22 protein-coding genes, 1 tRNA gene and 1 riboswitch are annotated in these 26660 nt (G+C 55.2%); of the genes, 14 read left to right on the top strand and 9 right to left on the bottom strand.

Going from position 1 to position 26660, the window contains the following annotated elements:
* Nucleotides 1-239: 239 nt before the first annotated feature.
* On the top strand, nucleotides 240-437 hold the full coding sequence (locus G5B47_RS18860) for a hypothetical protein (protein WP_165101295.1): 198 nt from the start codon (nucleotides 240-242) through the stop codon (nucleotides 435-437).
* Nucleotides 438-463: 26 nt separating this feature from the next.
* On the opposite strand, the gene G5B47_RS18855 is transcribed toward G5B47_RS18860, so the two are convergent.
* Nucleotides 464-1690, bottom strand: coding sequence for a phosphorylase family protein (locus G5B47_RS18855; RefSeq protein ID WP_165101292.1), 1227 nt, complete (start codon nucleotides 1688-1690; stop codon nucleotides 464-466).
* Nucleotides 1691-1904: 214 nt separating this feature from the next.
* On the opposite strand from G5B47_RS18855, the gene G5B47_RS18850 reads away from it, so the two are divergent.
* From G5B47_RS18850 to sdaAA, 3 genes are all read left to right on the top strand, one after another.
* A complete protein-coding gene (locus G5B47_RS18850; protein WP_165101289.1) occupies nucleotides 1905-2321 on the top strand; it encodes a GNAT family N-acetyltransferase in 417 nt (138 codons plus the stop codon).
* Nucleotides 2322-2556: 235 nt separating this feature from the next.
* Complete coding sequence (sdaAB, locus tag G5B47_RS18845; RefSeq protein WP_165101286.1) at nucleotides 2557-3261, top strand: L-serine ammonia-lyase, iron-sulfur-dependent subunit beta; 705 nt, start codon at nucleotides 2557-2559, stop codon at nucleotides 3259-3261.
* Entirely contained in the window at nucleotides 3258-4142 is an 885-nt protein-coding gene (sdaAA, locus tag G5B47_RS18840; protein WP_165101283.1) for an L-serine ammonia-lyase, iron-sulfur-dependent, subunit alpha, read from the top strand. Before sdaAB ends, sdaAA begins: the two co-directional genes overlap by 4 nt.
* A 3-nt stretch (nucleotides 4143-4145) precedes the next feature.
* Here sdaAA and G5B47_RS18835 read toward each other — a convergent pair whose 3' ends face one another.
* Nucleotides 4146-4448, bottom strand: a complete 303-nt coding sequence (locus tag G5B47_RS18835) for a hypothetical protein (protein ID WP_025332891.1) — start codon at nucleotides 4446-4448, stop codon at nucleotides 4146-4148.
* A gap of 107 nt (nucleotides 4449-4555) precedes the next feature.
* Here G5B47_RS18835 and G5B47_RS18830 point away from each other — a divergent pair, with 107 nt between their 5' ends.
* The gene (locus tag G5B47_RS18830) at nucleotides 4556-4753 is read left to right on the top strand and encodes a YwbE family protein (RefSeq protein WP_025332892.1); all 198 of its coding nucleotides are present in this window, start codon (nucleotides 4556-4558) and stop codon (nucleotides 4751-4753) included.
* Nucleotides 4754-4860: 107 nt separating this feature from the next.
* Here G5B47_RS18830 and G5B47_RS18825 read toward each other — a convergent pair whose 3' ends face one another.
* Nucleotides 4861-5844, bottom strand: coding sequence for an HNH endonuclease signature motif containing protein (locus G5B47_RS18825; protein ID WP_235949692.1), 984 nt, complete (start codon nucleotides 5842-5844; stop codon nucleotides 4861-4863).
* Between the two features lie 298 nt (nucleotides 5845-6142).
* Between G5B47_RS18825 and G5B47_RS18820 the strand changes: the two genes are divergently transcribed.
* On the top strand, nucleotides 6143-6715 hold the full coding sequence (locus G5B47_RS18820; protein WP_165101280.1) for a hypothetical protein: 573 nt from the start codon (nucleotides 6143-6145) through the stop codon (nucleotides 6713-6715).
* Between the two features lie 53 nt (nucleotides 6716-6768).
* The gene (locus tag G5B47_RS18815; RefSeq protein ID WP_165101278.1) at nucleotides 6769-7569 is read left to right on the top strand and encodes an aminoglycoside N(3)-acetyltransferase; all 801 of its coding nucleotides are present in this window, start codon (nucleotides 6769-6771) and stop codon (nucleotides 7567-7569) included.
* 179 nt (nucleotides 7570-7748) lie between these two features.
* Here G5B47_RS18815 and serS read toward each other — a convergent pair whose 3' ends face one another.
* The gene (gene serS, locus G5B47_RS18810) at nucleotides 7749-9041 is read right to left on the bottom strand and encodes a serine--tRNA ligase (protein ID WP_165101275.1); all 1293 of its coding nucleotides are present in this window, start codon (nucleotides 9039-9041) and stop codon (nucleotides 7749-7751) included.
* A gap of 919 nt (nucleotides 9042-9960) precedes the next feature.
* On the opposite strand from serS, the gene ssuE reads away from it, so the two are divergent.
* The gene (ssuE, locus tag G5B47_RS18805; RefSeq protein WP_165101272.1) at nucleotides 9961-10515 is read left to right on the top strand and encodes an NADPH-dependent FMN reductase; all 555 of its coding nucleotides are present in this window, start codon (nucleotides 9961-9963) and stop codon (nucleotides 10513-10515) included.
* 224 nt (nucleotides 10516-10739) lie between these two features.
* Nucleotides 10740-12884 (top strand): methyl-accepting chemotaxis protein, encoded by a 2145-nt coding sequence (locus G5B47_RS18800; RefSeq protein ID WP_165101270.1) that lies wholly within the window; start codon nucleotides 10740-10742, stop codon nucleotides 12882-12884.
* 133 nt (nucleotides 12885-13017) lie between these two features.
* On the opposite strand, the gene G5B47_RS18795 is transcribed toward G5B47_RS18800, so the two are convergent.
* Nucleotides 13018-14139 (bottom strand): Gfo/Idh/MocA family protein, encoded by a 1122-nt coding sequence (locus G5B47_RS18795; RefSeq protein ID WP_165101267.1) that lies wholly within the window; start codon nucleotides 14137-14139, stop codon nucleotides 13018-13020.
* 352 nt (nucleotides 14140-14491) lie between these two features.
* On the opposite strand from G5B47_RS18795, the gene G5B47_RS18790 reads away from it, so the two are divergent.
* Genes G5B47_RS18790 through G5B47_RS18780 form a run of 3 tightly spaced genes read left to right on the top strand, consistent with a single transcriptional unit; the run spans nucleotide 14492 to nucleotide 18493 of the window.
* A complete protein-coding gene (locus tag G5B47_RS18790) occupies nucleotides 14492-16456 on the top strand; it encodes an ABC transporter ATP-binding protein/permease (RefSeq protein WP_165101264.1) in 1965 nt (654 codons plus the stop codon).
* A gap of 44 nt (nucleotides 16457-16500) precedes the next feature.
* Nucleotides 16501-17178: a response regulator transcription factor gene (locus G5B47_RS18785; RefSeq protein ID WP_165101261.1), complete on the top strand. Its 678-nt coding sequence runs from the start codon at nucleotides 16501-16503 to the stop codon at nucleotides 17176-17178.
* A complete protein-coding gene (locus G5B47_RS18780) occupies nucleotides 17171-18493 on the top strand; it encodes a HAMP domain-containing sensor histidine kinase (RefSeq protein ID WP_165101258.1) in 1323 nt (440 codons plus the stop codon). The genes G5B47_RS18785 and G5B47_RS18780 overlap by 8 nt, the downstream gene beginning before the upstream one ends.
* A 60-nt stretch (nucleotides 18494-18553) precedes the next feature.
* On the opposite strand, the gene G5B47_RS18775 is transcribed toward G5B47_RS18780, so the two are convergent.
* The 4 genes from G5B47_RS18775 to G5B47_RS18760 form a co-directional block, all read right to left on the bottom strand.
* Nucleotides 18554-19585: a ribonucleotide-diphosphate reductase subunit beta gene (locus G5B47_RS18775; protein ID WP_165101255.1), complete on the bottom strand. Its 1032-nt coding sequence runs from the start codon at nucleotides 19583-19585 to the stop codon at nucleotides 18554-18556.
* A 257-nt stretch (nucleotides 19586-19842) separates the two neighbouring features.
* A complete protein-coding gene (locus G5B47_RS18770) occupies nucleotides 19843-22176 on the bottom strand; it encodes a ribonucleoside-diphosphate reductase subunit alpha (protein WP_165101253.1) in 2334 nt (777 codons plus the stop codon).
* 557 nt (nucleotides 22177-22733) lie between these two features.
* A complete protein-coding gene (nrdG, locus tag G5B47_RS18765) occupies nucleotides 22734-23252 on the bottom strand; it encodes an anaerobic ribonucleoside-triphosphate reductase activating protein (protein WP_165101250.1) in 519 nt (172 codons plus the stop codon).
* Nucleotides 23249-25234: an anaerobic ribonucleoside triphosphate reductase gene (locus G5B47_RS18760; protein WP_165101247.1), complete on the bottom strand. Its 1986-nt coding sequence runs from the start codon at nucleotides 25232-25234 to the stop codon at nucleotides 23249-23251. The genes nrdG and G5B47_RS18760 overlap by 4 nt, the downstream gene beginning before the upstream one ends.
* Nucleotides 25235-25439: 205 nt before the next feature.
* Nucleotides 25440-25671, bottom strand: a riboswitch (cobalamin riboswitch).
* Between the two features lie 338 nt (nucleotides 25672-26009).
* On the opposite strand from G5B47_RS18760, the gene G5B47_RS18755 reads away from it, so the two are divergent.
* Together G5B47_RS18755 and G5B47_RS18750 are read left to right on the top strand one after the other, a co-directional pair.
* Nucleotides 26010-26318 (top strand): MTH1187 family thiamine-binding protein, encoded by a 309-nt coding sequence (locus G5B47_RS18755; protein ID WP_025332906.1) that lies wholly within the window; start codon nucleotides 26010-26012, stop codon nucleotides 26316-26318.
* Nucleotides 26319-26559: 241 nt separating this feature from the next.
* Nucleotides 26560-26631 (top strand) — tRNA-Thr (locus G5B47_RS18750).
* The last annotated feature ends 29 nt before the right edge of the window (nucleotides 26632-26660 follow it).

The raw sequence follows: 26660 nt of genomic DNA, 5'->3' as shown, positions 1-26660 counted from the left end.
CTTTTGTAGGAATTGGGTCTGGGCAGGAGGAACTCCACGGAAAAAGATGTATAGACGCAGGAATGTCCGCAACCCGGCCCGCTAACTCGTATGAAGACCTGGCACGGGATGGAGACTCTCGGTAGCAGCATGAAGACCTAGCGCGGAACAGAGGCTCTCGGGCGGCATGATGACCTGGCGCGGAACGGAGACTATCGGGCGGCATGAAGACCTGATGCGGAACGGAGGCTCTCGGCGGCATGAAGACCTGGCGCGGAACGGAGACTCTCGGGCAGCATGAAGACCTGGCGCGGAACGGAGACGTCGGCGGCATGAAGACCTGGTGCGGAACGGAGACTGTCGGGCGGCATGAAGACCTGGCGCGTAATGGAGACTCTAAGCGGCGCAGGCGCAAAAAGCCGGGCAAGGGAATGCAATCCCCTGCCCGGCCTTTTTAAATAGACGGAGCGGTCCGCTCCATTTATTATTGCGCGGTGATGTACAAATCCACGCCGTCGGCCTTCGTCTGCAATCCAAACGCTTTCGAGACGAGGTCAAGGCTCACATAGGTTTTGCCGTTAACCACAACCGTTGGGGATTCGACCAGCTGCTTTGCACCCTGCGCATCGAAGAAGAAGCTGTCGCCCGCTTTAAATGTCGCTGACTTGGCATCATATTTGAATGTAATGGATTTGGTCGCCGCGTTGAAGCTTACGCCGGACGCCTTGGTTCCGGAGAGCGCGCCCGCCAGATTACGGATCGGAATCAGCGCTTTTCCTTTGTAATCCAGCATGTAAATATCTTGTTTCGCATCGTTCACATACAGATTGAAGCCGTTGACTTCGGTAATCGTGGCGAAATTCACCTGCTTGTCGATCGCTTTGATGACCTCGACCACAAATTCGCCTGTCCAGACGCCTGCATTTCTTCCGCTTGTCGGATTCCAGTGCTCATCATGTCTGCCTGCGTCGGACATCCCCCGGATGCCCACGAAAGGAACGTGGAAGCCGTTCGCCACTTGAGCCACGGAAGCCGTCTCCATATCCTCGGCCATCATGCCAAGCACCTCATTGGTCCACAAAATCCGGTCAACCTCATTGTTGAATTGGTCGGCGCTGCCGATCGTTCCGGCATAGACGTTCCCGTGCATGTACTTGTTTTTTACCGACATTGCGGCTTGGACCAGTTCCGGCGTGCTTTTGAACGTTTTGTATTTCATCAGGTTGTCTTCGTCATCACGCACATCGGTTGTCATCATGTTCCACGTCTCCGGCTTGCTGCCTTCACCCGCTTTTCGGGTCGGGGAGATCGTGTTGATATAGTTGATCAGCTCTTTGCCGACGACAATATCATACAGATGCGTCTTTTCATCATGGCCTCCGGCTGTTCCCTGATTAATGATGGCCCGCGGATGGAAGGTTTTAATGAGCAGCGTTGTAGCTGTGGCCGCGTTTACCATTCCCATCTCCGTCCGGTTGACAATCACCGGGATTCCGTCGATTTTGCCTATGTAGTAGCTGTACATGCCCACTTTTTGGGTTTTGTACTCGCCCATTGCTTTGAGCAGCGATTCAATTTCGACATCGAGCGCACCCTGTACCGCGATAGGGGCTTTTTCCGCAGTCTTGGCGCTGGCCGCTGACGGATAATAGGCGAAGCCGCTGATGACCACCATACAAAATACGATTAACAATGCTGTGGCTTTTTTCACTCTTACATTCCTCCCATACTGTCTCTTTTAAGATATTAAATATTAATATAATGAAAAAAAACGAAGGGTGTAAAGAAGAAATTTTGGCCCAGGCGTAAAACAATCTGTTATAAGAAGCCTTGAGGGGCTCTGAGACACTGCCGATTACGAATTACCATTGAACCGAATAGCGGATTATGTTAAAAGTTGAGAGGTATGATTAGGAGGGAGAAGAATGATTTACAGAGAGATGACAAAGGAAGATTACGACGCGGCATATTCGCTGTGGAAGAATACGAAGGGCATGGGGCTTAGTGCGGCGGATTCGCGGGAAGAAATCTTCCGCTTTCTGGAACGGAACCGGGGTCTAAGTCAGGTGTGTGTGTCTCTGGAGGGCGGACTTGCCGGGACGGCGCTGTGCGGCCATGACGGGCGGCGGGGGTTCTTGTATCATGTCGCGGTCAGCGGGGAGCATCGGGGGAAGGGCATCGGGCGAAGAATGGTGTCGAACTGCCTGAAAGCTTTACGCGCCGAGGGGATTGCGAAGTGCCACCTGATGGTAATCGGGAGCAATACGGACGGCCAGCGGTTCTGGAGCGGAATCGGCTGGGAGCTCAGGGACGGCATTCTGCTGTACTCGCAAGTTACCTGACAATAAGCGATAATCGGCTCATTTTCACCTCTTACGGCGGGACGCTGCCCGGGGTAAACGCGGAAGATTGCGGTACGGGATAAGCCGTGGGGAAGGCTTCGACAAATTTCACAGTTTCTTCGCCATTGCAGTATAATTTAAGCAGGCATAGATTCAACTTCATATTCAAATGCCGACTTGTCTGGAAGCGTAGAAGCGGCTTTCCAAGCTTGAATAGAAAGCGGAGGCTTAAGCCATGCGGTTTAAAGATGTGTTCTCCATAATCGGACCGGCGATGGTCGGGCCTTCGAGCTCCCACACGGCGGGCGCGGCCCGCATCGGCCGGGCGGCCAGGCAGCTGCTGGGCGAAATTCCGCTGAAGGCGGAGGTTATTTTTTACGGATCGTTTGCGGCCACCTATCAGGGGCACGGTACGGACCGGGCGATTGCCGGGGGACTGCTGGATTTCTCCACAGACGATTTGCGGCTTCCGGATTCCATTGAAATCGCCGAACGGGAGGGTATGGACATTTCGTTCCGGCAGGGTGCCGGATTGTTCCCGCATCCCAACACAGTACGGCTGCAACTGTCCGGCAGCGGCGGAGGGCTGACGCTTACGGGGATTTCAATCGGGGGCGGCAACATCGAAATTGTCGAAATCGACGAGTTCAGCGTCAAGCTGTCCGGGATGTATCCTACGGTCCTGATTCATCATATGGACTATCTCGGCGTGCTGGCCAGCGTGACGGATACGATGCGCAGAGGCCGGGTCAACATCGGGCATATGTCTCTGGACCGCAAACACCGCAGCGGAGCCGCTCTGACCGTATTGGAGCTGGATGAGATGCTGGCTCCGGAGCTGCTGAGCGAGCTGGAAGCCCTGCCCGCGGTACAATCGGTGAAGCTGATTCACCTGGACGAGAGTCCGAAGGAAGAGAAAGGGAAGGGAAAGTCCTCATGAATTTTCAAACGTTGAGCCAGCTCGCCGATTTGGCCGCTGAGCGGGCTTTAAGTATCGGCGCCTTGATGCTGGAAGAGCAGAGCGCCGAATCCGGCCGTCCCGCCGAGCATGAATTTGCCAAAATGAAGGAATATTACGGGGTAATGAAGGAGGCCGTGCGGCGCGGGATGGAGACCGACACGACTTCGCGCAGCGGTCTTACCGGGCTGGATGCCCAGCGCGTCGGCGCCTATAACGAAGGGAACGAATCCTGTCTGGGCGGACCGGCGGGGCAGGCGCTGGCCTATGCGCTGGCCGTCTCGGAGGTGAACGCCTCGATGGGACGGATCATTGCCACGCCGACAGCAGGCTCCTGCGGTATTATTCCCGGCGTATTCTTAAGCTGCCAGGAACGCTTCGGCTGGGACGACGACGTTATGACTTACGGATTGTTCGCCGCTGGCGCGATCGGCTATGTCATCGCCAATAATTCTTTTGTTTCCGGAGCGGAAGGAGGCTGCCAGGCCGAAGTCGGCTCGGCCATCGGCATGGCGGCGGGAGCGCTGACGGAGCTGCGCGGCGGCACACCGGCCCAGGCGGTGCATGCCGTGGGTCTGGCGCTCAAAAATTCCCTGGGCCTCATCTGCGATCCGGTGGGCGGGCTCGTTGAGATTCCCTGCATCGTCCGCAACGGCTTCGGCGCCGTTACGGCGCTGGCAGCGGCGGATATGGCGCTAGCCGGCGTGCGAAGCGTCATTCCGTCCGACGAGGTGATCAAGGTCATGCTGGAGGTTGGCGCGGCCATGCCCGAGAAGCACCGCGAGACGGCCGGAGGAGGGCTCGCCCAGACGCCGACCGGCCGCAAAATCATGGAGGATCTGCGCCAGCAGCGCAGGCAATAAAGGCTAGAGCAGCTTGAAGCGGCGAAGCTGATCCCACTGCCCCTCCCGCTTCAGAATTTCCGGCTGCCTGGCTCCGATGAGGTCAAAGTGGGGGAACGGACGCCGGTTATGGATATATTGCGGAGGCAGATCGTTGTCCCTGCACCAGCCTTCGAGACGGTCCAGGTCGCTGCAGCCAACCTTGGTTACGGTTGTTACGCCGGGGAAACGCGGATCGAGCCAGTAATGGGTCAGAAAAGCGATCTCCCCGTCCAGGACCGCTTGCTTCCAGCGGTTCAATTCTTCTTTTTTTACGCCAAAAGCCATAGCAGTCTCATCCTTATCTTTAGTAGGTAGCTTAATTATAATCATTTCCGCCGGTTTTGCACCTGCAGGCCGGGGGTAAACGTCGATGCGAAAGGAGGACAAGCGGCATGAACGGACAGAGCAGGGCGGATATTAGGCCGGGGCTTGAAGTGGACATCGTGCTGAAGCAGGATCAGCCCACAGGCAAGCTGACCCGGGGCACGGTCAAGGACATTTTGACGAATTCGCCCCGCCATCCCCACGGCATCAAGGTGAGGCTGACGAGCGGTCAGGTCGGAAGAGTCAAGCATATACTGGGTCCGTAATCCGGCGGCTGATTCCCACTAAATCGTGAACGCCCCATTCCGCGCAGCGCCAAGCTTGTTGATTTGGCGGCCTGCCGAAATGGGGCGTTTTCGTTTGGCGTATAACGTTAATTACCCATAAATTCGTCGACGTACTGGTCCGCTTTGGCCTGGTTGCACAGATTGCAGGCGCAGACGCAGTTCACGGGCGTCGTATGTCCTCCCTTGGCGCGGGGCAGCAGATGGTCGATCGTATCGCCGTATAAACCGCAGAAATGGCACGTATACCGGTCCCGGGTCAAAATATACCGGCGGAAGTCCTTGTTGCTGAACAGCCGGCGGATCGTCCGGCGGTTGACCACGACGGCGGCCTTCTCCCGCACGAGCGTCACCGCGAGATCGAGGTCGATCTCCTGATGCCAGCGCCGTCCCTTGTCGCTGTAGCCCCGCATCAGAATCATTCCCTGCTTCGAGGGAATGAGCGCCGAGACGTCGTCCGGCTCGGGCTTGGGCCAGCGCCGGTGCGGATGGGACGCCGCCTGCTCCGCCGCACGCGGGCGGGGCTTGGCCGCGCTCTCCGTCGCGGAAGCATGCGGCTTCCGCTCGGCAGCTGCCGTGCTCCGGGACCGCTTGCGCTTCCGGGGCCCCGGCGGCCGCGCCTCCCCGGCGGGGCCAGGCGCGGAAGCGCCCGCCGCCGGAGCCGCCTGCGCCGCAGCCGGCTCGTCCGGCACGGGCCGCACCTTTGCGGCAGGCCGCGCCGGACGCGGGCCCGGCCGGGCAGTTGCGGCCGTGACGGCGCCGTCCGCAGCCCCGTGCGGGGCCTGGCCGCTGGGGTCCGCTTCAGCGGCGGCGCGGGCGGGCCGCGGAGCCCGGGCCATTGGCGGCGCTATGGCCCGGACGGTTACCGGCGCCTTGGCGAGCGCCGTCTCCTGCGGGGCGGAGGCCCGGGCCGCTTCGGCTTCGCGGCGTTTCCGGCACTCCCGGCAGGCGCCGCGGCGGGAATCCGCCTTGGAGCGTTTACCGGTCCGCCTCCGGAATTCCGAGAGCGGTTTATACTCAAGGCAGTAAGCGCACTGTTTGGTTGAATGCTGATCAACGGAAGGAATAGGCATGCTCGAAAGCGGCCGGCCGGAGCCGCCGCCTACTGTCACCTCGTTTTTAAAATATAAGAATTGTTAAGAAGGGCACTTATCCATTTGTCTTATTGGACTATAAAATTCCTAAATTGGGTTCAATGATATAAGTATAACGCAAAGTACGAATAATCACACTTTTCATGCGCTTCCCCTGATATTCACCTGGTGTAATCGGTGTCTCATCGCAAATCGGAAGGTTCCGTTATAATGAGAGCAGAGGATGACCGCCCGCTTGCGGGCCGCCCAATTCAAGAATGGAAGCGGGGAAGAAGGAATGAGTCAACGGGCAAACCGGTCGGTGAAGCCGGGCGCGGGAGCGGAAGAGAAGAAAGCGGAAAGACGGCCGCCCGCCGTGATGTTTCTTTATGTTTTGCAAGCCTTTTTGGGCTTGGGAGCGATCGCAGGAGGGGTGATGCTCATTATTGATCCGAGCGGAAGCATGATGGGGATGCCGGCGGATACCTTGTTGAAGCGGTCGCCTTTTTCCGACTTTTTAATTCCGGGGATTATCCTGCTGGCGGTATTCGGAGTATTTCCGCTCTTTGTACTGTATGGTATGGTCAAAAAACCGCGCTGGGCATGGGCCGACACCCTTACTCCCTTTAAAGAGCTACATTCCTCCTGGGCGCTATCCTTATATGTGGGATTTGGCCAGATAATCTGGATCATGGTGGAGACGTACATTATGAACTCGGTCAGCCTCGTGCATGTATTTTATATGAGCCTCGGGCTGCTCATTCAGATTGTGACACTGCTTCCTTCCGTGCAGCGGTTCTTTCTGCTGCCTCCCGGGCAGGGAAGCCATTTGCCGGATCGGGAGGCGGGCATTTACAAGGTAAACTTGTGATAGACGGGTCTAACGTATAACGCACAGCTATAGATACGATTGGAGATTGTTTTATGGAAGAAATAAAAGGGAATTTAATCACGGTACGGACACTGGCGGAGGATTTTCGGCGCCTTGGCCTCCGTGAAGGGTTGACGGTGCTGCTACACTCTTCGTTCAAATCGCTGGGTGAATGGGTGGCGGGCGGGCCCGCCGCCGTGATTCTGGCGCTGGAGGAAGCGCTGGGCGAAGACGGAACGCTCATCATGCCGACACATTCGACCGATCTCACCGATCCTTCGGGCTGGATCAATCCCCCGGTTCCGAAGGAGTGGTGGGATTCGATCCGGGAAGAGATGCCGCCCTACGATCCCGGGTTGACGCTTCCGCGCGGGATGGGCATTATACCGGAAACGTTTCGCAAGCAGACGGGAGTACGGCGCAGCGGGCATCCGCTGTATTCCTTCGCCGCCTGGGGCAAGCATGCCGATACGGTTACCGCCGGACATGAGCTGCCCTACGGTCTCGGAGACGGATCGCCGCTTCGGCGTCTGTACGATCTGGACGGGATGGTGCTGATGCTTGGTGTAGGGCATTTGAACAACACCTCCATGCATCTTGCAGAGTACCGTTCCGCTTACCGGGAGAAAAAAGAAATCGAAGCCTGCGCCCTGATCACCGAGAACGGGGCGAGAAGATGGGCGCGGTTTCCCGATCTGGAATGGAACTCGGATGATTTCGGAAGAATCGGCGAGGACTTTGAACGGGAAACCGGGGAGGTCCGGCAGAGCCTGGTCGCGGCGGCGCCTGCCAGGCTGATGTCCCAGCGGGCCGTTGTGGATTATGCCGTACGTTGGCTGGAGCGGAGCCGTTAGGCGTTTCCGGCCGCTCAGGCTACTCATCCGCATGGCAAAAGGTCCAACCGGCCATTCCCGGTTGGACCTTTTGTCTTTGTAATGCAAGCCGGCCGCGCCCGTCCCGGCCCCGATCATCCCGAACCGATCCCTGGAATGGGGCGGGAACCGCGATAGGCCGCCTAACCTCCCGCGCCGTCTTACAGCGCCGTCTGCGGCGCGGGAATAACCTCCCGCCCGTCCATATACTTCCGCAAAGCCTGTGGAATATAAATCGAGCCGTCCTCCCGCTGGTGGTTCTCCAGCAGCGGGATAAGGATGCGCGGCGTGGCCACCGCTGTATTGTTCAGCGTGTGGCAGTATCGCGCCCTGCCGCCCGCGTCCCGGTAACGGATATTCGAGCGGCGGGCCTGGAAATCCAGCAGATTCGACGCCGAGTGCGTCTCTCCGTAGGCGCTGCGCCCCGGCATCCACGTCTCGATGTCATACTGCTTGTGCGTCTTCAGCGACATGTCGCCGGTGCAGACGGCCACGACGCGGTAGGGCAGCTCCAGCAGCTGCAAAATATGCTCGGCGTTCGCCAAAATCTCCTGCAGCATGCGCTCCGAAACCTCCGGGTCGTTCTCGCACAGGACAACCTGCTCGATCTTCGAGAACTGATGCACGCGGTACAGCCCGCGCACGTCACGTCCCGCCGAGCCGACCTCGCGCCGGAAGCAGGGCGATATCCCGGCCAGCCTCATCGGCTCCGTCAACTCAACCATTTCGTCGCTGTACAGCGAGACAAGCGGTACCTCCGAGGTGCCTGCAAGCCAGCGGTTCTCGCCGCTCAGCTCATAGGTCTGGTCCATCCCGCCGGGGAAGAAGCCCGTGCGTTCAAGCGTCTCCGGGCGGACGATTGCCGGCACGTCCATAACCGTGAACCCTCTGGCGGTCAGTACATCAAGCGCGAGCCGCTGCACGGCGAGATGCAGATATACCCCGGTTCCCTTGAGCGTATAGCTTCGGGGCCCGCCCGCCTTGACGCCGCGCGGAATGTCGATAATGTCATGCAGCTCGCCGAGCTCCACATGATCCCGGGGCTTAAAGCCGAAGGCCGGAGGCTCCCCGAAGCGCCGGACCTCCACGTTGTCGTTGTCGCTCTCGCCGATCGGCGTATCCTTCGACACGGGATTTGGAGCCAGGAGCATCAGCTCCCGGCATTTCTTCTCCGCTTCAGCCAGCCGCGTTTCCAGATCAGCCAACCTTCCGCCGATTTCCCTAACCTGTTCCTTGGCCGCTTCACCCTCAGCAAGCTTCTCCTGTCGCAGCAGCGACTCCACTTCTTTGGTCAGCGCATTGCGCCGCGTCCGCAGCTCTTCCGTCTCCCGGCGCCGCTCGCGCCGGCGGTCATCCCATTCCAGCAGCTCACCTAGCGGAAAATCGACCTTTTTCCACTTGGCCGTCTGTCTGACAAGCTCCGCATTTTCCCTGATCCAACCCATGTCCAGCATAACCGTTCGCTCCTTTTTGTAAAAAAATACAAAAAACGCCCTCATCCATGGGACGAGGAGCGTCAGCTCGCGGTGCCACCCAGGTTGACCGAATCCTAGCCTAAATCGGCATGTATTCGATCCTCTTTGGTCTTCGCGGTAACGGGCGAAACCCGGTAAACTTAGAGAGCGGTTATGATGCCGCCCCGGTCGCAAACGCCTCACGGTTGGATGCCGGTCATTGGCCTGATCGGGATGTGATGTTGCCGTTTAGTATAGCGCAGGGAGATGCGGATGGCAAGAAGGGAGGAGCAGAAGTATTGGATTGTCCGTGCAGAAGGCTTGGTAAAATGAGGGCATGACCAATACAGATTCCTATGTTCAATCTGATGCATTAGGGCATGTTTGTTTGGAACTGTCCGTCGGGTTGGCAAAACGGCTCAAGTGAAGTTTTTTTTCATCGAAAGCGTCGGTTATCATGAAGTTCCTGAGATTATGCAGGGATTTCAACTGTGCGGAATGAATTTGAGGTTGAACAAACCCCCAAAACTGCACATTTACAGGCGCGTTACCCGTGGCTGCTTCAAATGGAAAAAAAGATGCACTATTTCAGGTTTTCTGCCCTATCCTGCTCACCCGCGTCTCATTGAAGTTCGTATCGCATGGGTAGGTTTACCCGCCGCTCCGGTTAAAGCCGTAAACCCTTCTTTCTTGCGGAGTGCTATTCCAGACGAGGTTTGTCGAATTCGAACAGCTGTTCAGTAATTGATGCTTAAAGGAGCTTCTCGCCAAGGTCTCATTATTTGCCGACGCTTTCCAAGCTTCAGAGCCCGTCCGCGTTGACATGGGCAGTGTCCCTTTGTTACGATAATTAAAATTTAAGTATTATTGTCGGAATTACGGGCCGGCTAAAGCCCGAGCAGACAGAAGAGGTGGAAAAGTGGCCAAGATTGTGGTAATCAACGGGACGCCGTCCCTTGTATCGCGCATCAATGCGGTAATCGAGCACGCCGAGCATGCGCTTGAAGGCAAAGGGTTTGAAGTCGAGCGGATCAATGTGGCGGAGCTGCCGCCGGAGGATCTGATTCATACGAAGTTTGAGAGCGAAGCGATCGTCAAGGCGAACGGGCTTGTAGCCGAAGCGGATGCGCTCGTCATTGTAAGTCCAGTGTACAAGGCATCCTATACCGGAGTGCTCAAGACGTTCCTCGATCTCATTCCCCAGAAAGGCCTTGCCGGCAAAATCGTACTTCCGCTCTTCATGGGCGGCAGTCTGGCGCATCTGCTGACGATCGACTACGCGCTGAAGCCGGTGCTGTCCGTGCTCGGCGCGCGCCACATCCTGGGCGGCGTATACGCCGTGGATTCCCAGGTCGTGCGGAACGATCAGGGCGTGGTGGAGATCGCGGAGGAGCTGCAGCTGCGGCTGAATAATGTGCTGGAGGAATTCGCAGAAGAGACGGAGCTGAAAGCGGCGCGCAAGGCGCAGGGCTAACCAACTTGAACGAGGGGCCCTTGCCGGAAGCGGCTGCTCCATTTCTACCAGGTAAAGACATCCCGAAAAAGGGGTGTCTTTATTTTTTTATGCCCCGCCTCGCAAACGTATAGTACAAAAAGGATACTACTTAATTCATTGACATAGGAAAATAATCATGCTAGATTTCATAGTAAATTAGTAGGAATAGTATATATTTAAAGAATTGAAGAGGGGTAAAGGTCATGAGTTCATTGGTTAGAGTGCTTAAAGCGAGAAATGCTTGGGGATTTTTGGGACTCCAGCCGGGAATCGCTTTACTCAACAGGTTGTCTTTTCTGGGTAAGTTCACTCTGATCGGGATAGCTGTGCTTGTGCCGGTGTTTGTACTGGCCGGGCAATCCGCGGTCGAATCCCGAAGCTCGGTCGCGGTTACGAAGGTTCAGATCGAGGGACTGAAGGCAGTGGAAATAACGGGAGGACTTTTGAGGCTGATGGAGCGGCATTCGATCGTACAGGCAGGCACTTATGCGGGGGTGCCGGATAACGGAGAGCTAAAGAAGGCCGAAGCCGAGATCGACCGGTCGCTGGAGTCTCTTAAGACCCAACTGGCCGCCTTTCCAAGCGACGCTTCGCTTCAGGAGAAATGGAAGGCCTATCTGGACCAATGGAACGCGGTTAAAAAGGAAGGCCCCAATTTGAGACGCCTGGAAAGCCTCGACGTACATATGCAGCTGTTGAACCGGACGGTGGAGCTGATCGACCTTCTGGGGGTGAAGTCGGAACTCTTGCTGGAGAGCGATCCCGAATTGTTCCTGATCAAAGAAGAGACTCTCCGCAAGTTCCCTTCGTTCCTGCACCAGCTCGGATTGTTTCAGGTGGATACGTTGACCGCTGCAACGCAGACCACCATCGATGATGTGGTCAAGAACACAATAGCCGCCGACTGGGATTCCGTGCAGAGCGGCTGGAACCGTATTTATTCGCCGACTGGCGGCGCCGCAGGCCAGGATGATTCGCTCAAGGCGGTGAGAGCCGGGGATGCTGGGACGCAGGAGAGTGTAGCGCTTGCGCTGGACAAGGTGGAATCCGGAGTGCTGCTGCCGCTTAAGGTCGCTCTGAATCAGGGCGAATGGCTGGAGCTGTCGGAGAATGCGCTGAACCGTTCGTTTGCGCAGTGGGATGCACGAATCGGCTGGGTCAATGACCGATTGGAGCAGGAGGTTCAGGATCGTAACCGCCAGGTCTTCTGGACTGAGCTGATCGGAGGAGCGGCCATTCTGTTCTCGCTGTATCTGTTCACGGCGCTTTACCGGTCGATTACCCGGGTAGTGACCGAGATCAAGCAGACGGCTTCCCGGATGGCCGACGGGGATCTATCCGTCCGGTTTCATGTCAGTACCAAGGATGAGCTAAAGGTGATTGCCGACAGCTTTAATCATATAGCCGAGTCGTTCAAGTCCGTTCTGACCGAAATCGGCCAGTCTTCCAGCCAATTGGCGGCCTCTGCCGAGCAGTTGTCCCAAAGCGCCAAGCAAACCTCCAAAGCGTCTGGACATATCGCGGGAATTACTGAAAAAATCGCCGACGGCGCCGGTCTTCAGGTGCTGAAGGTGGAAGAAAGCGTACATACCATTCATGAGGTTGCCTCACAAATTCAGGAAATCTCTGAGCGCGCCATTTCGGTTGCCGAAACGACGGCCACCGCCTCTCTCAAATCGTCCAAAGGCGGAGAAGCCGTTCGTACCGTCACTGAACAGATGAAGTCCATCAACGGCTCCGTCGACAGGGTAGGGAAGGTAATTGCCCGGCTGTCGTCCATTTCCCAGCAAGTCGGGCAAATGAATGAGGACATTACGCAATTGTCGCAGCAGACCCATTTATTGTCGCTGAACGCCGCCATTGAAGCGGCCAGGGCGGGAGAGCACGGACGCGGCTTCTCGGTAGTCGCCGAGGAGGTCAAGAATCTGGCCGAGCAGTCTTCCCGTTCCGCCGAACAGATCGCCGGTCTCATACAGAGCATTCGAACCGATATCGGCCATGCGGCAAATTCCATGCAGGAGGCAACGAAGGAAGTGGATCTCGGCATGGAGCTTGTCCATACGGCGGGCAGCTTGTTCACCGAGATCGAACATTATGTCGATGAGGTGAAGAATCAGGTTCAGGAAGTATCGGCGGCCACCCAGCAAATCTCAGCCGGTACAGGGTATGTCGTGCAGTCGATTCAAGGCATCTCCGACGTAGCGAATACCACCGCATCCGGAACCCAGGACGTCTCCGCCGCGGCCGAGCAGCAGCTCGCATCGATGGAAGAGATGTCCTCGTCCTTCCATGCCGTAACCGATATGGCGGAAGGGATGCAGGTTCTGGTAAACCGCTTCCGGGTGTAAAAGTCTGTTTCCCGCCGCCCTGTCCCCACCGCCCTGTGAAATAAAGCTTGCAGCGCCGGCAAACGAACCCATTCTTTCGCTTTCAGCGGGAATGGGTCGTTTTTGGGTTTGAGACGTTTTGCGGCTGCGAGCTTTAGTCTAAGGGTTCCGTTGATTGTCTCGTCCCGGTATCGGCAGCTCTTTGTACCGCGTCGATCAATGTATGGACGGCCAGTGCCGTTTGGAAATCGGGAGCCAAGCGGGTGTTATTCTCCAGATCGCTGTAAATTTCCCTGTACAGTCCGGCCAGATTGAATGCGGGACCCGCTGGCAGACCCGAAGGCTGCAAAGCATACTGCGGGGGGATGGGCAGTTCGCCGAAGGCTTTGTTACCCGGCTGCGCTCCCTTCAGCGTGAACGAGTCGATCTGAAACATGAAGTTCTCGTTCGATTGCAGGACCAAGTCGCCTTCCGTCCCGTTTACTTCAATCGAAAAATGTCCGATGTGGGTGTTGCGGATGTGGGTATTTATAATCGCTCCACCCGCCAGTTTGCCGGTGATGACCACATGATCGGGCGAAGTGGCTTGAACGATCTCTCCTGTTTCTATCGTGGGTATCCGGTCGGCCTGCGTCTCCAGAACGGCCGATACTTCTGAGAAGGGGCCAAACAGATATGTTATTCCATCCAGCAAATGCCCGGCGGCTATTGTTAGATGGTTCGCTCCGTTTGTCTTGTCCAGCAAATAGACCCGGGATTGAGGGATCCGCTTTGACCGCGAAGGGAAGAGGGGCAGCGCGTAGCTGCAGTGTACGGCCCGGACTTCCCCGATGTATCCCTCGGCAATCAAGTCTTTCAGGTAGCGGACAGCCGGGTTGGCCCGGGACTGAAGTCCGGCAAAATGACGTACCCCCTTTTCTTCGGATGCATGGAGCAGGTGAGCCGCCTCAGCGGACGATCGTCCGAGCGGAAACTCGCAAAAGACGGATTTTCCGGCCTGCAGCGCGGTTTGTACCAGCTTCTCATGTTCGGGTACCTTAACCGCGATCGTTACCAGATCGACATCCGGATGGATGGCCAGCTCATACGGATCGGTAAAAGCATGGGGGATGCCAAAATGCTTCGCCGTTTCATCAGCGCTGTCTTGACGGGTCGTGCAGACGGCAGCCGCCTGAAATTCAGGAAGCGCGAGCAATGCCGGAAGGTGGGCAAGTGCTCCCCAGGAACCGTTCATATTCGCACCAATGACACCGACTCCCCGTTTGTTTATTTTCATAACGCCCAACTCCTTGTGAATGGAATGTTTGTTAGGTTAAAATGCGGCTATAACGTTACGATAGTACAAGTACTGAGTTAATGTAAGTGGGCACTTTTTTGTTCCCAGGCGGGAGTATGACGAGAAATATAACCGGGGATAGGGTCGAAAGAGGTGCATGCATCCCGGATACCGGAATAGCAGCAAGTATCCAATAACCGGGGACTTGCTGCTATTTTTTATAAACTGCGGTTACTTTGAGGAAATGCCGGCGGATTTCTATTCTTGTGCCACGGCTTCCAGTTCATTTTCAGTTCACATTGAACGGGTAGGATGTAGGCAGGAAGAGAAACGGATAAGTGGAGGATGAAGCATGAAATTATTAGAGATCAAAGATGTAAACAAATCGTACAAGCTGGCCGGAAAGGAAAAAATAGCGGTTCTCCACGGCGTAAATCTAAGCTTTGACAGCGGCGAGTTTGTGTCCATTCTGGGAGAGTCGGGCTCGGGAAAGTCAACGCTCATGAATATTATCGGCGGTATGGATTCGGATTACGAAGGTGAAGTGATCGTACAGGGGAAATCGCTGAGATCCATGAAAGAGAAGGAAATCGATGCGTACCGAAAAAATAAAATCGGGTTTATTTTTCAGAGCTTCAACCTGATTCCGCATCTGACCGTGCTTGAAAATGTAACCATTGCGATGCAGATGATGGATAAAAGCGAGAAGGAAAGAAACCGGCGCGCGCTGGAAATTCTGGAGGAAGTGGGCTTGAAGGGGCATGTGAAGAAGCGGCCAAATCAACTGTCGGGGGGGCAGAAGCAGCGCGTTGCCATTGCGCGGGCATTGGCGAACGATCCGGATATTATTTTGGCGGATGAACCGACAGGCGCGCTTGATCAAGAAACCAGTGAACAAATCCTTGACCTTCTTGATTCTATCGCGCAAAAGGGCGTTCTCATTATTACAGTGACGCATTCCCAAAGAGTGGCGGATTTCGGCAGCCGGATTGTGAGGGTAGAGGATGGGAGCATAAGGGAAGACCAGGCTTTAAAAGAGCGTTATCATTCGGAGAAGAAATTGGTAGATAAAAAAGGGAAGAGCTTAAGCTTTCTGGCTTCATTTAAACTGGCGATCCGAAATATGCAATTAAAGGCCAAAAGAAATATGCTTGTCGCTTTGGGAGCATCAATCGGTATATCCAGCGTCCTGTTGATGCTGTCGCTAGGGAATGGCGTAACCGGCTATATCAACGACCAGATTAATTCCAGCACGAATCCGCTTCTTATTGACGTGGTGAAGTCGACAGGCGGGAACGTTAAGGCGCAAGGTGGCCCCCCCGCTGAGAGGTTGGTAGGAGATCCGTTTACCGAAGAAGATGTGGCGAAGATAAGCGGTATTAAAGATGTGAAGAGCGTAGAGAAAGCAACGACCATCAGAGAGAAATCCAACATGGTATATGACAGTAAAAATTATGCACTTCCGGCCTTGCAGACCGTTACGGATTCGGTTACAGAGAGCAATATCGAAGCGGGAACACTTCCGTCCGGGAATGAGGTACTGTTATCAACGGGTTTTGCGCAGCGCTTAACCAATGAACAATCATTCGGCTCCCTCATAGGGAAATCCGTCAAATTATTTGTGAACGAAATGAGCTCAAGCAATCAGCCCGTTATCGTGGAACAAGAACTTACTGTCTCGGGAATCTATAAGCAGGCGGACCGGGGGCCGGTTGAAGGAGCGGATGCTTATGTGGCTTACAGCATGCTTGAAGAAGCCTATAAGCAGCACAATATCAGTTTGAGTCCGCTGCAGCTTAACGCTTATGCCGCAGATGTGAATGATGTGGAACAAATCAAAACGGATATCGAGAGCGCCGGATTTGTGACATCTCCCACCACCAAGCTAATGAAGCAGCTGACAACCTATATCAATCTGGCCTCCTGGGTGCTCGCCGCCATTGCAGGCATTTCCCTGCTGGTTTCCGGTATAATGATTCTGATCGTTCTGTATGTAAGCGTAGTGGAACGTACACGAGAGATTGGTATTTTACGTGCAATCGGCGCAAGGAAGAAAGATATTCAGCGCATTTTCTTTTCTGAATCGGCCCTGATTGGCCTGCTGAGCGGTGGAATTGCCATTGCGGGCGCCTTGCTGGTCAGCTTTGTGCTTAATATAATTCTTGACCGTGCATTTGGTGTAGAGCTGATTCAATTAACGCCCTCGTATATGCTCTTTGGATTAGGGATCAGCACTTTGATCAGCGTTATGGCCGGATTGCTCCCTTCATCCAAAGCGGCCAAGCTCGACCCTATGGAATCTCTTCGGTATGAATAGCATTTTGGAATCGGATGGAAACTGCAGGACTGGAGGACCCGGGAATGAACAAGATATTGGTTGTGGACGATGAGCCCCATATCCGTAAATTAATCAAGCTTTATCTGGAAAATAGCTCTTTCGATGTCATTGAGGCGGAAGACGGACAGGAAGCGCTGGATTACGTGGCGCATACCAAAGTCGATTTAATGGTTGTGGATGTCATGATGCCCCGCATTGACGGAATAGAGTTAACCGAAGCGATACGCGGATACTTGGATATCCCGATATTGATCGTTTCGGCGAAAGGCGAATCCATGGATAAAGTCAGAGGGTTCACAGCGGGGACGGACGATTATTTGGTCAAGCCGTTTGATCCGGTTGAGCTGGTTCTGCGGGTTAAATCTCTTCTGAAACGGTACAACATGACCGTTACCAAGACCATTCAACTGGATGGGATCACGGTGGACCTTGAATCGTTAACGGTGACTTCGCAGGCGATGACTGTACATCTGAAAAAGAAAGAATGCGAGCTGTTATTTATGCTGGCCGGTTCACCCGGCCGTATTTTTACCCGGACACAGCTAATCGAAAGTTTGTGGGGGATGGATTACGAAGGAGATGAGCGGACGGTCGATGTCCATATCAAACGTTTACGCCAGCAAATGGAGCCATTCCCTTCCGTGCTCATAACGACGGTTAGAGGACTCGGATACCGAATGGAGCCTATGGAGCATGTTTAGAAAAAGCCTGCGGCTCCAAATTATTGCCATTTTTGTTGCCATCGTGTTTATCAGCCTGTTTATAGCGTTCACGATCAGCCGGTTGTTTTCAATGAGAGAAGTGGCTGTTGATCAGCCTTTCCTGAAGATCGCGGAGGATGCTGCTTCGCTCTGGAGGATAACCGCGCCGGAATACCGCGACCGGTTGCCGGATATTTTATCCCATTATCATGTGCAGGCTAAAGTCGTGGAGGAACGCGGCAATCTTCCCTTTTCATTGAACGCCGAGGAGGCATCCCCGCTTTTTGATAAGGAATTGAAGAAGCCTGTATTTTTGAACACGAAGGAGGGGCCGATCCGTTTTATCGGTGTGCCGGATATTGATGGAGCCGGACATTCCATGATTCTTAAGGTGGACTTCAGCCGCTTTTTGGAGAGTATTCTTAAAGTATTGCTCATTGGTCTCATTAGTGTGCTGCTTATCGGAATTTTGCTCATTTTGCTGACCTCGCGTTACTTGGTTGAGCCAGTAAGCCGGTTGACGGGCGCGGCGCGGGAGATGGCCAAAGGAAATTTATCCTATCGTCTTGCACACCGAAGAAAGGACGAGATCGGAACATTGATGGACAGCTTTAATGATATGGCGAGCGAACTCCAGAATATCGATAAAATACGGGAAGATTTCGTCATTAATGTATCCCATGAAATCCAAAGTCCCCTGACCTCGATCCGGGGGTTTACCCGGGCGATGAGAGACGGCGTCATTCCGGCGGAACAGCAAAAAGAGCATCTTGATATTATTTATGAAGAGACCCTCCGTCTTTCCAGATTAAGCGAGAATCTACTCCGGCTGGCTTCACTGGATTCGGAGCATCATCCCTTTCATCCTGTAACCTACCGGTTGGACGAGCAGCTCCGCAGAGTGATTCTGGTATCCGAACCGTTATGGACAGAGAAGAATCTGGACGTGGAGCTGAATCTGCATATTTGCAGCGTTACAGCGGACCGGGATTTACTTGAACAGGTGTGGCAAAATCTGATTGCGAATGCAATACGATACTCCGATGCGAACAGTCTTATTGAAGTGTCGATGGAGAAATCGGATCAGGCCGTCGACATTCATATTAAAAATACAGGCAAAGGAATTCCGGACCGGGACCTTTCGTCTATATTTGAAAGATTTTATAGAGTGGATAAAGCCAGAACGCGTTCAACGGGCGGAAATGGATTGGGATTGTCCATTGTGAAGAAAATTATCGAGCTTCATCATTATAAAATAGCGGTCAAAAGTGAAGAAGGGAAGGAAACCTGTTTTACGGTTTCGATCCCTTTATAGATTTTTCAAGCTGACGGCGCTCAAGAGATTGAGCACCGTCAGCTTTTGTTTTCTGACAGCTTACAGATCGTCAAATCCGTTATCGTCGCCCACTTTGCCGTAGTTGCGGGATTTGGCTTCGAAGAAGTCGGTCTTCGTCGCGTTCAGCGCCTCATCGGAGAAAGGCTTGATCCACGGCATGCAGTTCACATCAACGCCTTCGTACGCTTTGTCCAGCCCCATCAGGGTGAGGCGCTTGTTGGCTATATATTTGATGTAGTCGCTCAGTTCGCGAAGGTCGATGCCGCGCACTTCTTGCAGCGTATAATGCGCCCAGTTCGTCTCAAGCTCAACGGCCCGGTCGATGGTCCGGTACACATAGTCCATATTTTCCTTGGTGTTCAGCTCCGGGAAGTCCTCAAGCAGCTGTTTGAACACTTCGGCAAAGAAGTAGCAGTGCTGGTTCTCGTCACGCTGGATGTAGGAGATCATCTGGCTGGTCGCCATCATTTTCTGGTCTCGGGCCAGGTTGTAGAAGAAGGCGAATGTGCTGTAGAAGAAAATCCCCTCCAGAATCAGGTCCGCCACCAGCGCCTGGAAAAAACTTTGCCGCGACGGGTTATCGCGGAACTCCTGGTAAATCTCCGAAATGAACTGATTGCGTTCCAGCAGAACGGGATCATGCTTCCAGTATTCGAAGATCTCCTTCTGCTCCCGCTCGGAAACGATCGAGGAGAGGACGTAGGAATAGGACTGGTTATGCACGACCTCCTGCTGCCCGATAATCGCCGATATCGCCTCTAAGGAAGAGTCGGTAAAATAACGCTTCACGTCGCCGACGAACATCGTCTGCATCGAATCAAGCACAGCGAGCAGGGAGATGTTGATCTTGAAGACGCGCTGCTCTTCGGCATCCAGCAGCGGGAACTGCTGGGCGTCCTTGGACATCGGGATTTCGTCGGCGATCCAGTGGTTCAGCAGCAGCACCTTGTACAGCTTGTACATGTGCGGCATGCGGATGTCGTTCCAGTTCAGAATGCCGGAGCATTCGCCTTCGATGATGCGGGTGGATTGGTTTGGGGCTTCGGTGTTGAATATTTTTTGCAGCTGCATGGCTGGTCACTCCTCTTATTACCCTTATCTTCTGCGAAGCTGAAAATGGCCGCTCGCAGAGTGGTCTAGATGCTCGGCACCCGGGCACCGGAGGGGAAGCTTGAAGCTGGAGAAGCGTCAGCGGTCGCCTTTATCCTCAGATTTCAACCGCTAAGCGGTTAAATCAAGAAATCAGAGGATAACAGCGATCGGAAGCTCAAGCATTCCCTGTAGGTGCGAAGCTGTGCCGAGTTTTGCTTGAACGGTGTGCTGAATTTTCAGCTTGCGCAGGACTCGCATTCCTCGATGGTCAGCGCGCGGCTGCGCACGTAATAGGTCGATTTGAGACCGCCCTTCCAGGCGTTCAGGTGCAGGTCCAGGAACTCGGTCGCCTTGATGTCCGGGCGCACGTACAGGTTAAAGCTTTGTCCCTGGTCAACATGGCGCTGGCGGGCCGAAGCCATGCGGATCGACCAGTTCTGATCGATCAGGAACGCCGTCTTGTAGTACCAGATCGTCTTCTCGGACAGATCAGGCGCCGGGTTGGCGATTTTGTACGTCGTCTTCTCCTCGTAGGAGAGCAGATCGTACAGCGGGTCGATACTGGCCGTCGAGCCGGCGATAATTGACGTTGAGCCGTTCGGCGCAATCGCGAACATCCAGGCGTTGCGGACGCCGTCACGCGCAACTTCTTCCTTCAGAGCACGCCACTTCTCGGTCGTGACGAATTTGCCTTCGCGTTCGCCGCTGGTGTAGCCGCGCAGTTCAAAATAAGCGCCCGTCTCCCAGTCGGAGCCGGCGAACTTCGGATAGCGGCCCTTCTCGCGGGCCAGCTCCATGCTGGAGCGAACGAGCAGGTAGTTGATGTGCTCGTACAGATGATCGTTATATTCTACGGCTTCCTCGGACTCCCAGCGGATGCCTTCCAGCGCGAGCAGGTGATGCAGGCCGAAGGTGCCAAGGCCGACGGCGCGGTACTGGCTGTTCGTATACTGCGCCTGAAGCACTTCGATATTGTTAATGTCGATGACGTTGTCCAGCATGCGAACCTGAATCGGAATAAGGCGCTCAAGCACCCCCGCCGGAACTGCGCGGGCGAGATGGATCGAGTTCAGGTTGCAGACGACAAAATCGCCGGGGATTTTGGAGATGACGATCCGCGTCTGGCCGTCCTTCGTCACCAGTTCCTCGTGCTCAACCACAGTCGGAGATTGATTTTGCATAATTTCCGTGCAGAGGTTGGAGGAGAACACCATGCCCTTGTGGCGGTTCGGATTGGCCCGGTTGACCGTGTCGCGGTAGAACATGTACGGCGTTCCGGTCTCAAGCTGCGATTTCATGATCCGCTTCATAATATCGATAGCTGGAACGGTGATGCGGGTCAGCTCCGGGTGGGCGGACGCTTCGGCGTATTTCTCGCGGAAGGAGCCTTGCCCGAACTCCTCGTCATAGAAGTCTTCCAGGCCAAGGGCGCGGCCGTTCCCGTCCTTCCAGCCCATGACCTTCTTCACTTCATGCGGGCAGAACAGATTCCACTGCCCCCGCGCTTCCACGGCTTCCATGAACAGGTCGGGCAGGCAGACGCCGTGGAAGACGTCATGAGCGCGCATGCGCTCGTCGCCGTTGTTGAGCTTGAGATCCAGGAAGGCGAGAATGTCCTTATGGAACACGTCGAGATAGACGGCGATTGCGCCCTTGCGGGTGCCGAGCTGGTCAACGCTGACGGCGGTGTTGTTCAACTGGCGAATCCAGGGGATGACGCCGGAGCTTGTGTTCTTGTGGCCGCGGATGTCGGAGCCGCGGGCGCGCACCTTGCCAAGGTAGACGCCGATACCGCCGCCCATTTTGCTTAAGCGGGCCACGTCCGTGTTGGAATCGAAGATGCCCTCCAGCGAGTCGTCAACGGTGTCGATGAAGCAGCTGGACAGCTGGCCGGCGACTTTTTTGCCCGCGTTCGACATGGTCGGGGTGGCTGCGGTCATGTAGATGTTGCTCATCGCCCAGTAGGCTTCCTTCGCCAGCTCCAGACGCTTCTCCGCAGGCTCCTGATGCATCAGGTACATGGCGATGATCATGTAGCGCTCCTGCGGCAGCTCCATGACGCGCCCATCGAAATCGCGGGCCAGATAGCGGTCGGACAGCGTGAGCAGCCCGATGTAGTCGAACAGCAGGTCGCGCGACGCGTCGATGCAGGCTCCCAGTTCTTCAATCTGCTCTTTCGTGTAGGCGGTTAGCAGTTCCTCGCGGTACACGCCTTTTTTGACGAGGCCTTCAATCAGCGGATACAGCGCGCCGTACGGCTCGTCCGGGTAGGCTTTGTAGCGGCGGTTTACCGCCGCTTTTTTGTAGAGGGAGGTCAGCAGGGAGCGGGCGGCGGCGAATTTCCAGTCCGGTTCTTCCTTGGTCACCAGCTCGAGCGCGCTCATCGTAAAAGCACTGCTGATCTCCTCGCCGCTGACCTCGTCGCGCCGCAGCTTGGCATTCACGCCGCGCAGCAGCGTCTCTTTATTCAGATTGTCCAGTCCACTAAGAATACGGTTGGCATAAACGGAAAGACGCATTTCATCAAAGGCAAGCTGACGGTTGTCGGGTTTCACTACGAGTTGGGGCATTCAGATCGCTTCCTTTCACTGCATAAAATTTTTATGGGATAAAGGGTAAAGGTCATGAATGAATAATGGACATAAGTAAGTATGAATGCGGACCTCTTGGGCAGCTGCAGTAGTATATATAATTTTCAATATCAAAAATTGATATATTTAAGCGCATAGTTAGGCCCGGTCCGGACCTATAAACCGGAATTTCTCCCGTTTATAAGCCCTTGAACGAGCATTGCACTGAGTTGAACGGGAAATCTTCCCTCATAATTTGCCGTTTCCGTCCAAAAGGGGAGAAAACGGGCAAATAAGCTGGAGAATTTCCGTCTTAATAACTCAAAGATACTTATATGATAAAAATAAACGGGAGAAATTCCCGCATATCCGCTATTGAAGGGTCCGAGCAAGGCCAAAAAGGGCCCGGGCAAGGTCAAAAGAGTCCACAAGCAAGGTCCAAGCAAACAGGGGCTCCGGCTTCATTTGTGCCTTGGCCCATTTGCCTGTCCCGGTTCAACTTCCGCCGCCAACCCGCCGCGAGTTCTCGCACCGCATGGCCGCTCCGAGGCTCCGGCTTACAGCCTTCCCGGCTCCCACAGCACGGGCTCCGCGCCGCCCGCAAGGCTGGCCTGAATATCGATAATCCGCTGGTTGGAGCTGCCGCGGAAGCGGAGGGTCGTGTCCTTCAGGGCTTCCTCGAAGCGTCCGTCAATCAGCACCTGGCACAGAGACAGCAGCTTCCATTCGGGCGACCCTGGCATGCCCGTCAGCTCTTCGTATGTGTAGCCGGTATAGATCCAGACCGGGAACTCCGGCAGCGCTGCGCGCACTTCATGGATGAACTCCGCCGATTCCTCCGCGGAGAAAAAAGGATCGCCCCCCGCCAGCGTCAGACCGCTCAGCAGCGGGTTGGCGGCCATGTCGCCGATGATCTGCCGCCGCCGCGAAGGGGTGACGGGCTCGCCATACCCGAAATTCCAGGTTTCGGGATTGAAGCAGCCCGGGCAGCGGTGGCGGCAGCCGCTGATAAAGACGACGGCCCGCAGCCCTTCGCCTTCGTTAATGGATTCCGGGTAGTAGCCGCATATATTCATAGATGCTTGACCCGGTCCCTAACCTCGGCCTGCTTGGCCGCGTTGAAGCGGGTCTGGTAGTCTCCGGTCAGGTAGCCCGTGACCCGGCGCAGGCGGCGGATATGCACCTTCTCTTCATGTGCGCCGCAGGAAGGGCAGGTCGAGCCGATGACGCCCTCATAGCCGCAGCCGGAGCAGCGGTCGACGGGATGATTGATGCTGAAATAGCTGATATTTTGCTCCAGGGCGTAACGGATAATTTGGACAAAAGCCGTCGTATTGCTGCGCGCATTGCCATCCAGCTCGACATAAGAGATTGCACCGGCGTTGCAGTATTCGTGGAACGCGGCTTCCAGCTTGATCTTGTTCGCCGCGCCCGTCGGGTAGTAGACCGGAACATGGAACGAGTTCGTATAATACTCGCGGTCCGTGACGCCTTTGATTTCGCCAAGCTCCTTGCGGTCGATCTTGGTGAATTTGCCGGACAGCCCTTCCGCCGGAGTGGCGAACAGGGTGATATTCAGGTCGAGCTCTTCGCTTTTGCGGTCGCAGAACTCGCGCATATGCCGGACGATGGCAAGCGCCTTGTCGTACACCTCGGCATCCTCGGCGTGATGCTTGCCGTACATCGCCTTCATGCATTCGGCTATCCCGATGAAGCCGATGGACAGGCTGCCGTGCTTCAGCAGCTCACTCACTTGCTCCTCGGGTTCCAGCAGTTCCCCGCCTTCCCATACGCCCTCGCGCATCATGAAGTCGGACGCCTTGGCCTTTTGCGCCGCCTGGATGCGGAAGCGGTGAAGAAGACCCTCCAGGGCAATTTCCATATAATGATCGAGATCATGATAGAAGCCTTCCTCATCCGCCGTTTGCCGCAGACCCGTAACGATTCCGTGCCGGACGCCAAGCCGGACAAGGTTGAGCGTATTGAAAGACAGATTGCCTTTGCCGGAGCAGTAATTGCGTCCGAAGCGGTCGCCGAGCACCCGGGTGCGGCAGCCCATGGTCGCGAATTCGGTATCCGGGTTCGCAGGATCGTAGTACGCCAGATTCAGCGGGGCGTCCAGATTCGCGAAATTCGGGTACAGCCGCCGCGCCGAGCATTCCGCAGCTTTCAGGAACAGCTCGTAGTTGGGATCGCCCGGCTGCTGGTTCACGCCTTTTTTACATTTGAAGATCTGAATCGGGAACACCGGCGTTTCTCCGCTGCCCAGTCCATTCATCGTCGCAGTCAGCAGGGAATCGATAACAAGCTGTCCCTCGGGCGAGGTGCAGGTGCCGTAATTGATGCTGGTGAACGGAATTTGTCCGCCCGCTCTGGAAGACATCGTGTTCAGGTTATGTATAAGACTCTCGGAGGCTTGGAGCGTTTCGCTCTCGGTCTCCTTCAGCGCGTAGCGGAAGGCCTTCGGGTACCGTTCCTTCAGATCGGTCCGGCTCATGGTGATTTCCCCGAGATCCTCGCCGGCTTGTCCTTCTTCAAAATAATCCAGGCCCTTGCGGAACTGCTTGGCGAAGGATTTGGCCACATAAGGGGCGAGATCGTGGTCGAGCTTGCTTCCGGATACGCCGCCGTATTGAGCGTTTTGCTGGGATTGAAAAATAATCGCCGTCAGCGCCATAGCCGTCATAATGGAGTTAGGAGGCCGCACGCTGCCGTTGCCGGTGTTGAAGCCCTGCCGGAGCAGCTTGTCAAACGGGATGAAAATGCAGTTCGTCGTTCCGATGGCGTATTGGTCCAGATCGTGCACGTATACGACGTTTTCCTTGATCGCCTGCACAAGCTGTGGCGGCATCGTAAAGCTGCGGGCATACCACTTGGAATACTCGCTGCCGAATTTGCTCATCTTGCCGGAGAAGCTTTCCCCGTTAAGATTGGCATTCTCCCTCAGCAGATCCATGTCCCGGCTGTCGATAATATCGCGCCCCAGACCGATAACTTCCTCCAACAGAACTTCGTTTGCGCTTTGCCCGCTTGTTTGCCGTTTCTCCAGCAGCGTCATTGTGCAGTTCTCCTCTCCGTAACGTCCCTGTCTTAAACTTTGGTTGTCTTGCCTTCGGGTACCTTTCCCGCATTCCAAAAAGGCATTTCCCGCCAAAGAACGCAGAAAATGCCACTATGCAAGCCCGGCCCGATTGAATAAAGCCCGGTCATCTAAAAATACATAGCGGACACCTCTCCTGTTCCTCGCAGGCGCTGGTATGAATGGTGTCTCCTAGAAACAGGCAGGTCTCCTGGCTTCCGTCTGTTCTTCCGGCGCCTTCCCGAAGAGCCGCCTTGCGCTCTCAGTGGCCTTGTGCCGGAAGATGCCGCCCGCGTCCTCGCCTGAGGAGGGGCATCCGGTTACAGTGGCGGGACCGCAGCGGATTCGCACCGCGCTTCCCTATTAAGCTTGGACTCTCCTTCAGAGAGTCAAGCACCTGATTCTACTATATTTTGTTGTCGTTTATTTAAGATAACCCAATATATTGTATCTGTAAATATATTTTTTGATTTTTTGATATCCACAGAACATCCACAAACGGTCCACAGGTAATCCACAAATTCATCCACAAATTCATCCACAAACCTGCCGCTTAGGGGGTGGAAAAGGTGGGCATACGGCTCTGTTAGCCTCCGGATTTGCCTTCAATTTTGCCTCAAACCAATCTCGCATGCTCTCCGGCTACTGATGAATGAGAGCGAATGATTTGTAGCCCGGCTCCCCAGTTGCTACAATATAGGAAAGATGGCAGGGATGTTTCCAAAAGTTCAGCATGGAGAGGGAGGCTATTCAAATGGCTATCGCCGAAATTACCGTAATTCCGATCGGGACCGGCAGCACCAGTCTCAGCAGCTACGTCGCCGGAATGCAGCGCGCGCTGGAGAGCGTGGAGGGCATTACCTTTGAGCTTACATCTATGGGAACCATTATTGAAGGCCCGCTGCCGCGCATTCTGGCGGCCGTCGAAGTTCTGCACGAGACGCCGTTCGCGGCCGGCGCCCAGCGCGTGTCCACTGCGCTCAAAATCGACGACCGGCGCGACAAAGCGGCCAGCAGCAAGCAGAAGCTGGAGTCAGTAGAGCGCAAGCTGCACGGAGAATAAGAGCGGGCGGGGCGCCGCGTCGCGGCAAGATTGCGGCCCTGCGGACCACCGTGCCGCAGGGGAGGCGGCAAACGTTGGCTCCAACCGGACGTATGCAGCACCGACCTGCTCCCCACAGGTTGGTCAGGGCATTCTCTTTCGCAGGGAGCTGAATCCTTACCAATCCGGGGCGGAAAAAGAGTTGATTTTTTCACCAAACGAGGTATAATAGTTTCTGTTGTGACGGAAAATTTAAGTACATGCTGGTGTAGCTCAGGGGTAGAGCAACGCACTCGTAATGCGTAGGCCGGGGGTTCAATTCCCTTCACCAGCATCCTATAAAGGCAAGAATGGCGCAGGTTC

This window comes from Paenibacillus apii (assembly GCF_011043685.1).
Classification (GTDB): Bacteria; Bacillota; Bacilli; order Paenibacillales; family Paenibacillaceae; genus Paenibacillus_AQ; species Paenibacillus_AQ sabinae.
Note: the sequence above shows the minus strand (reverse complement) of the source record. Positions and strands in the feature narration are given on the sequence as shown.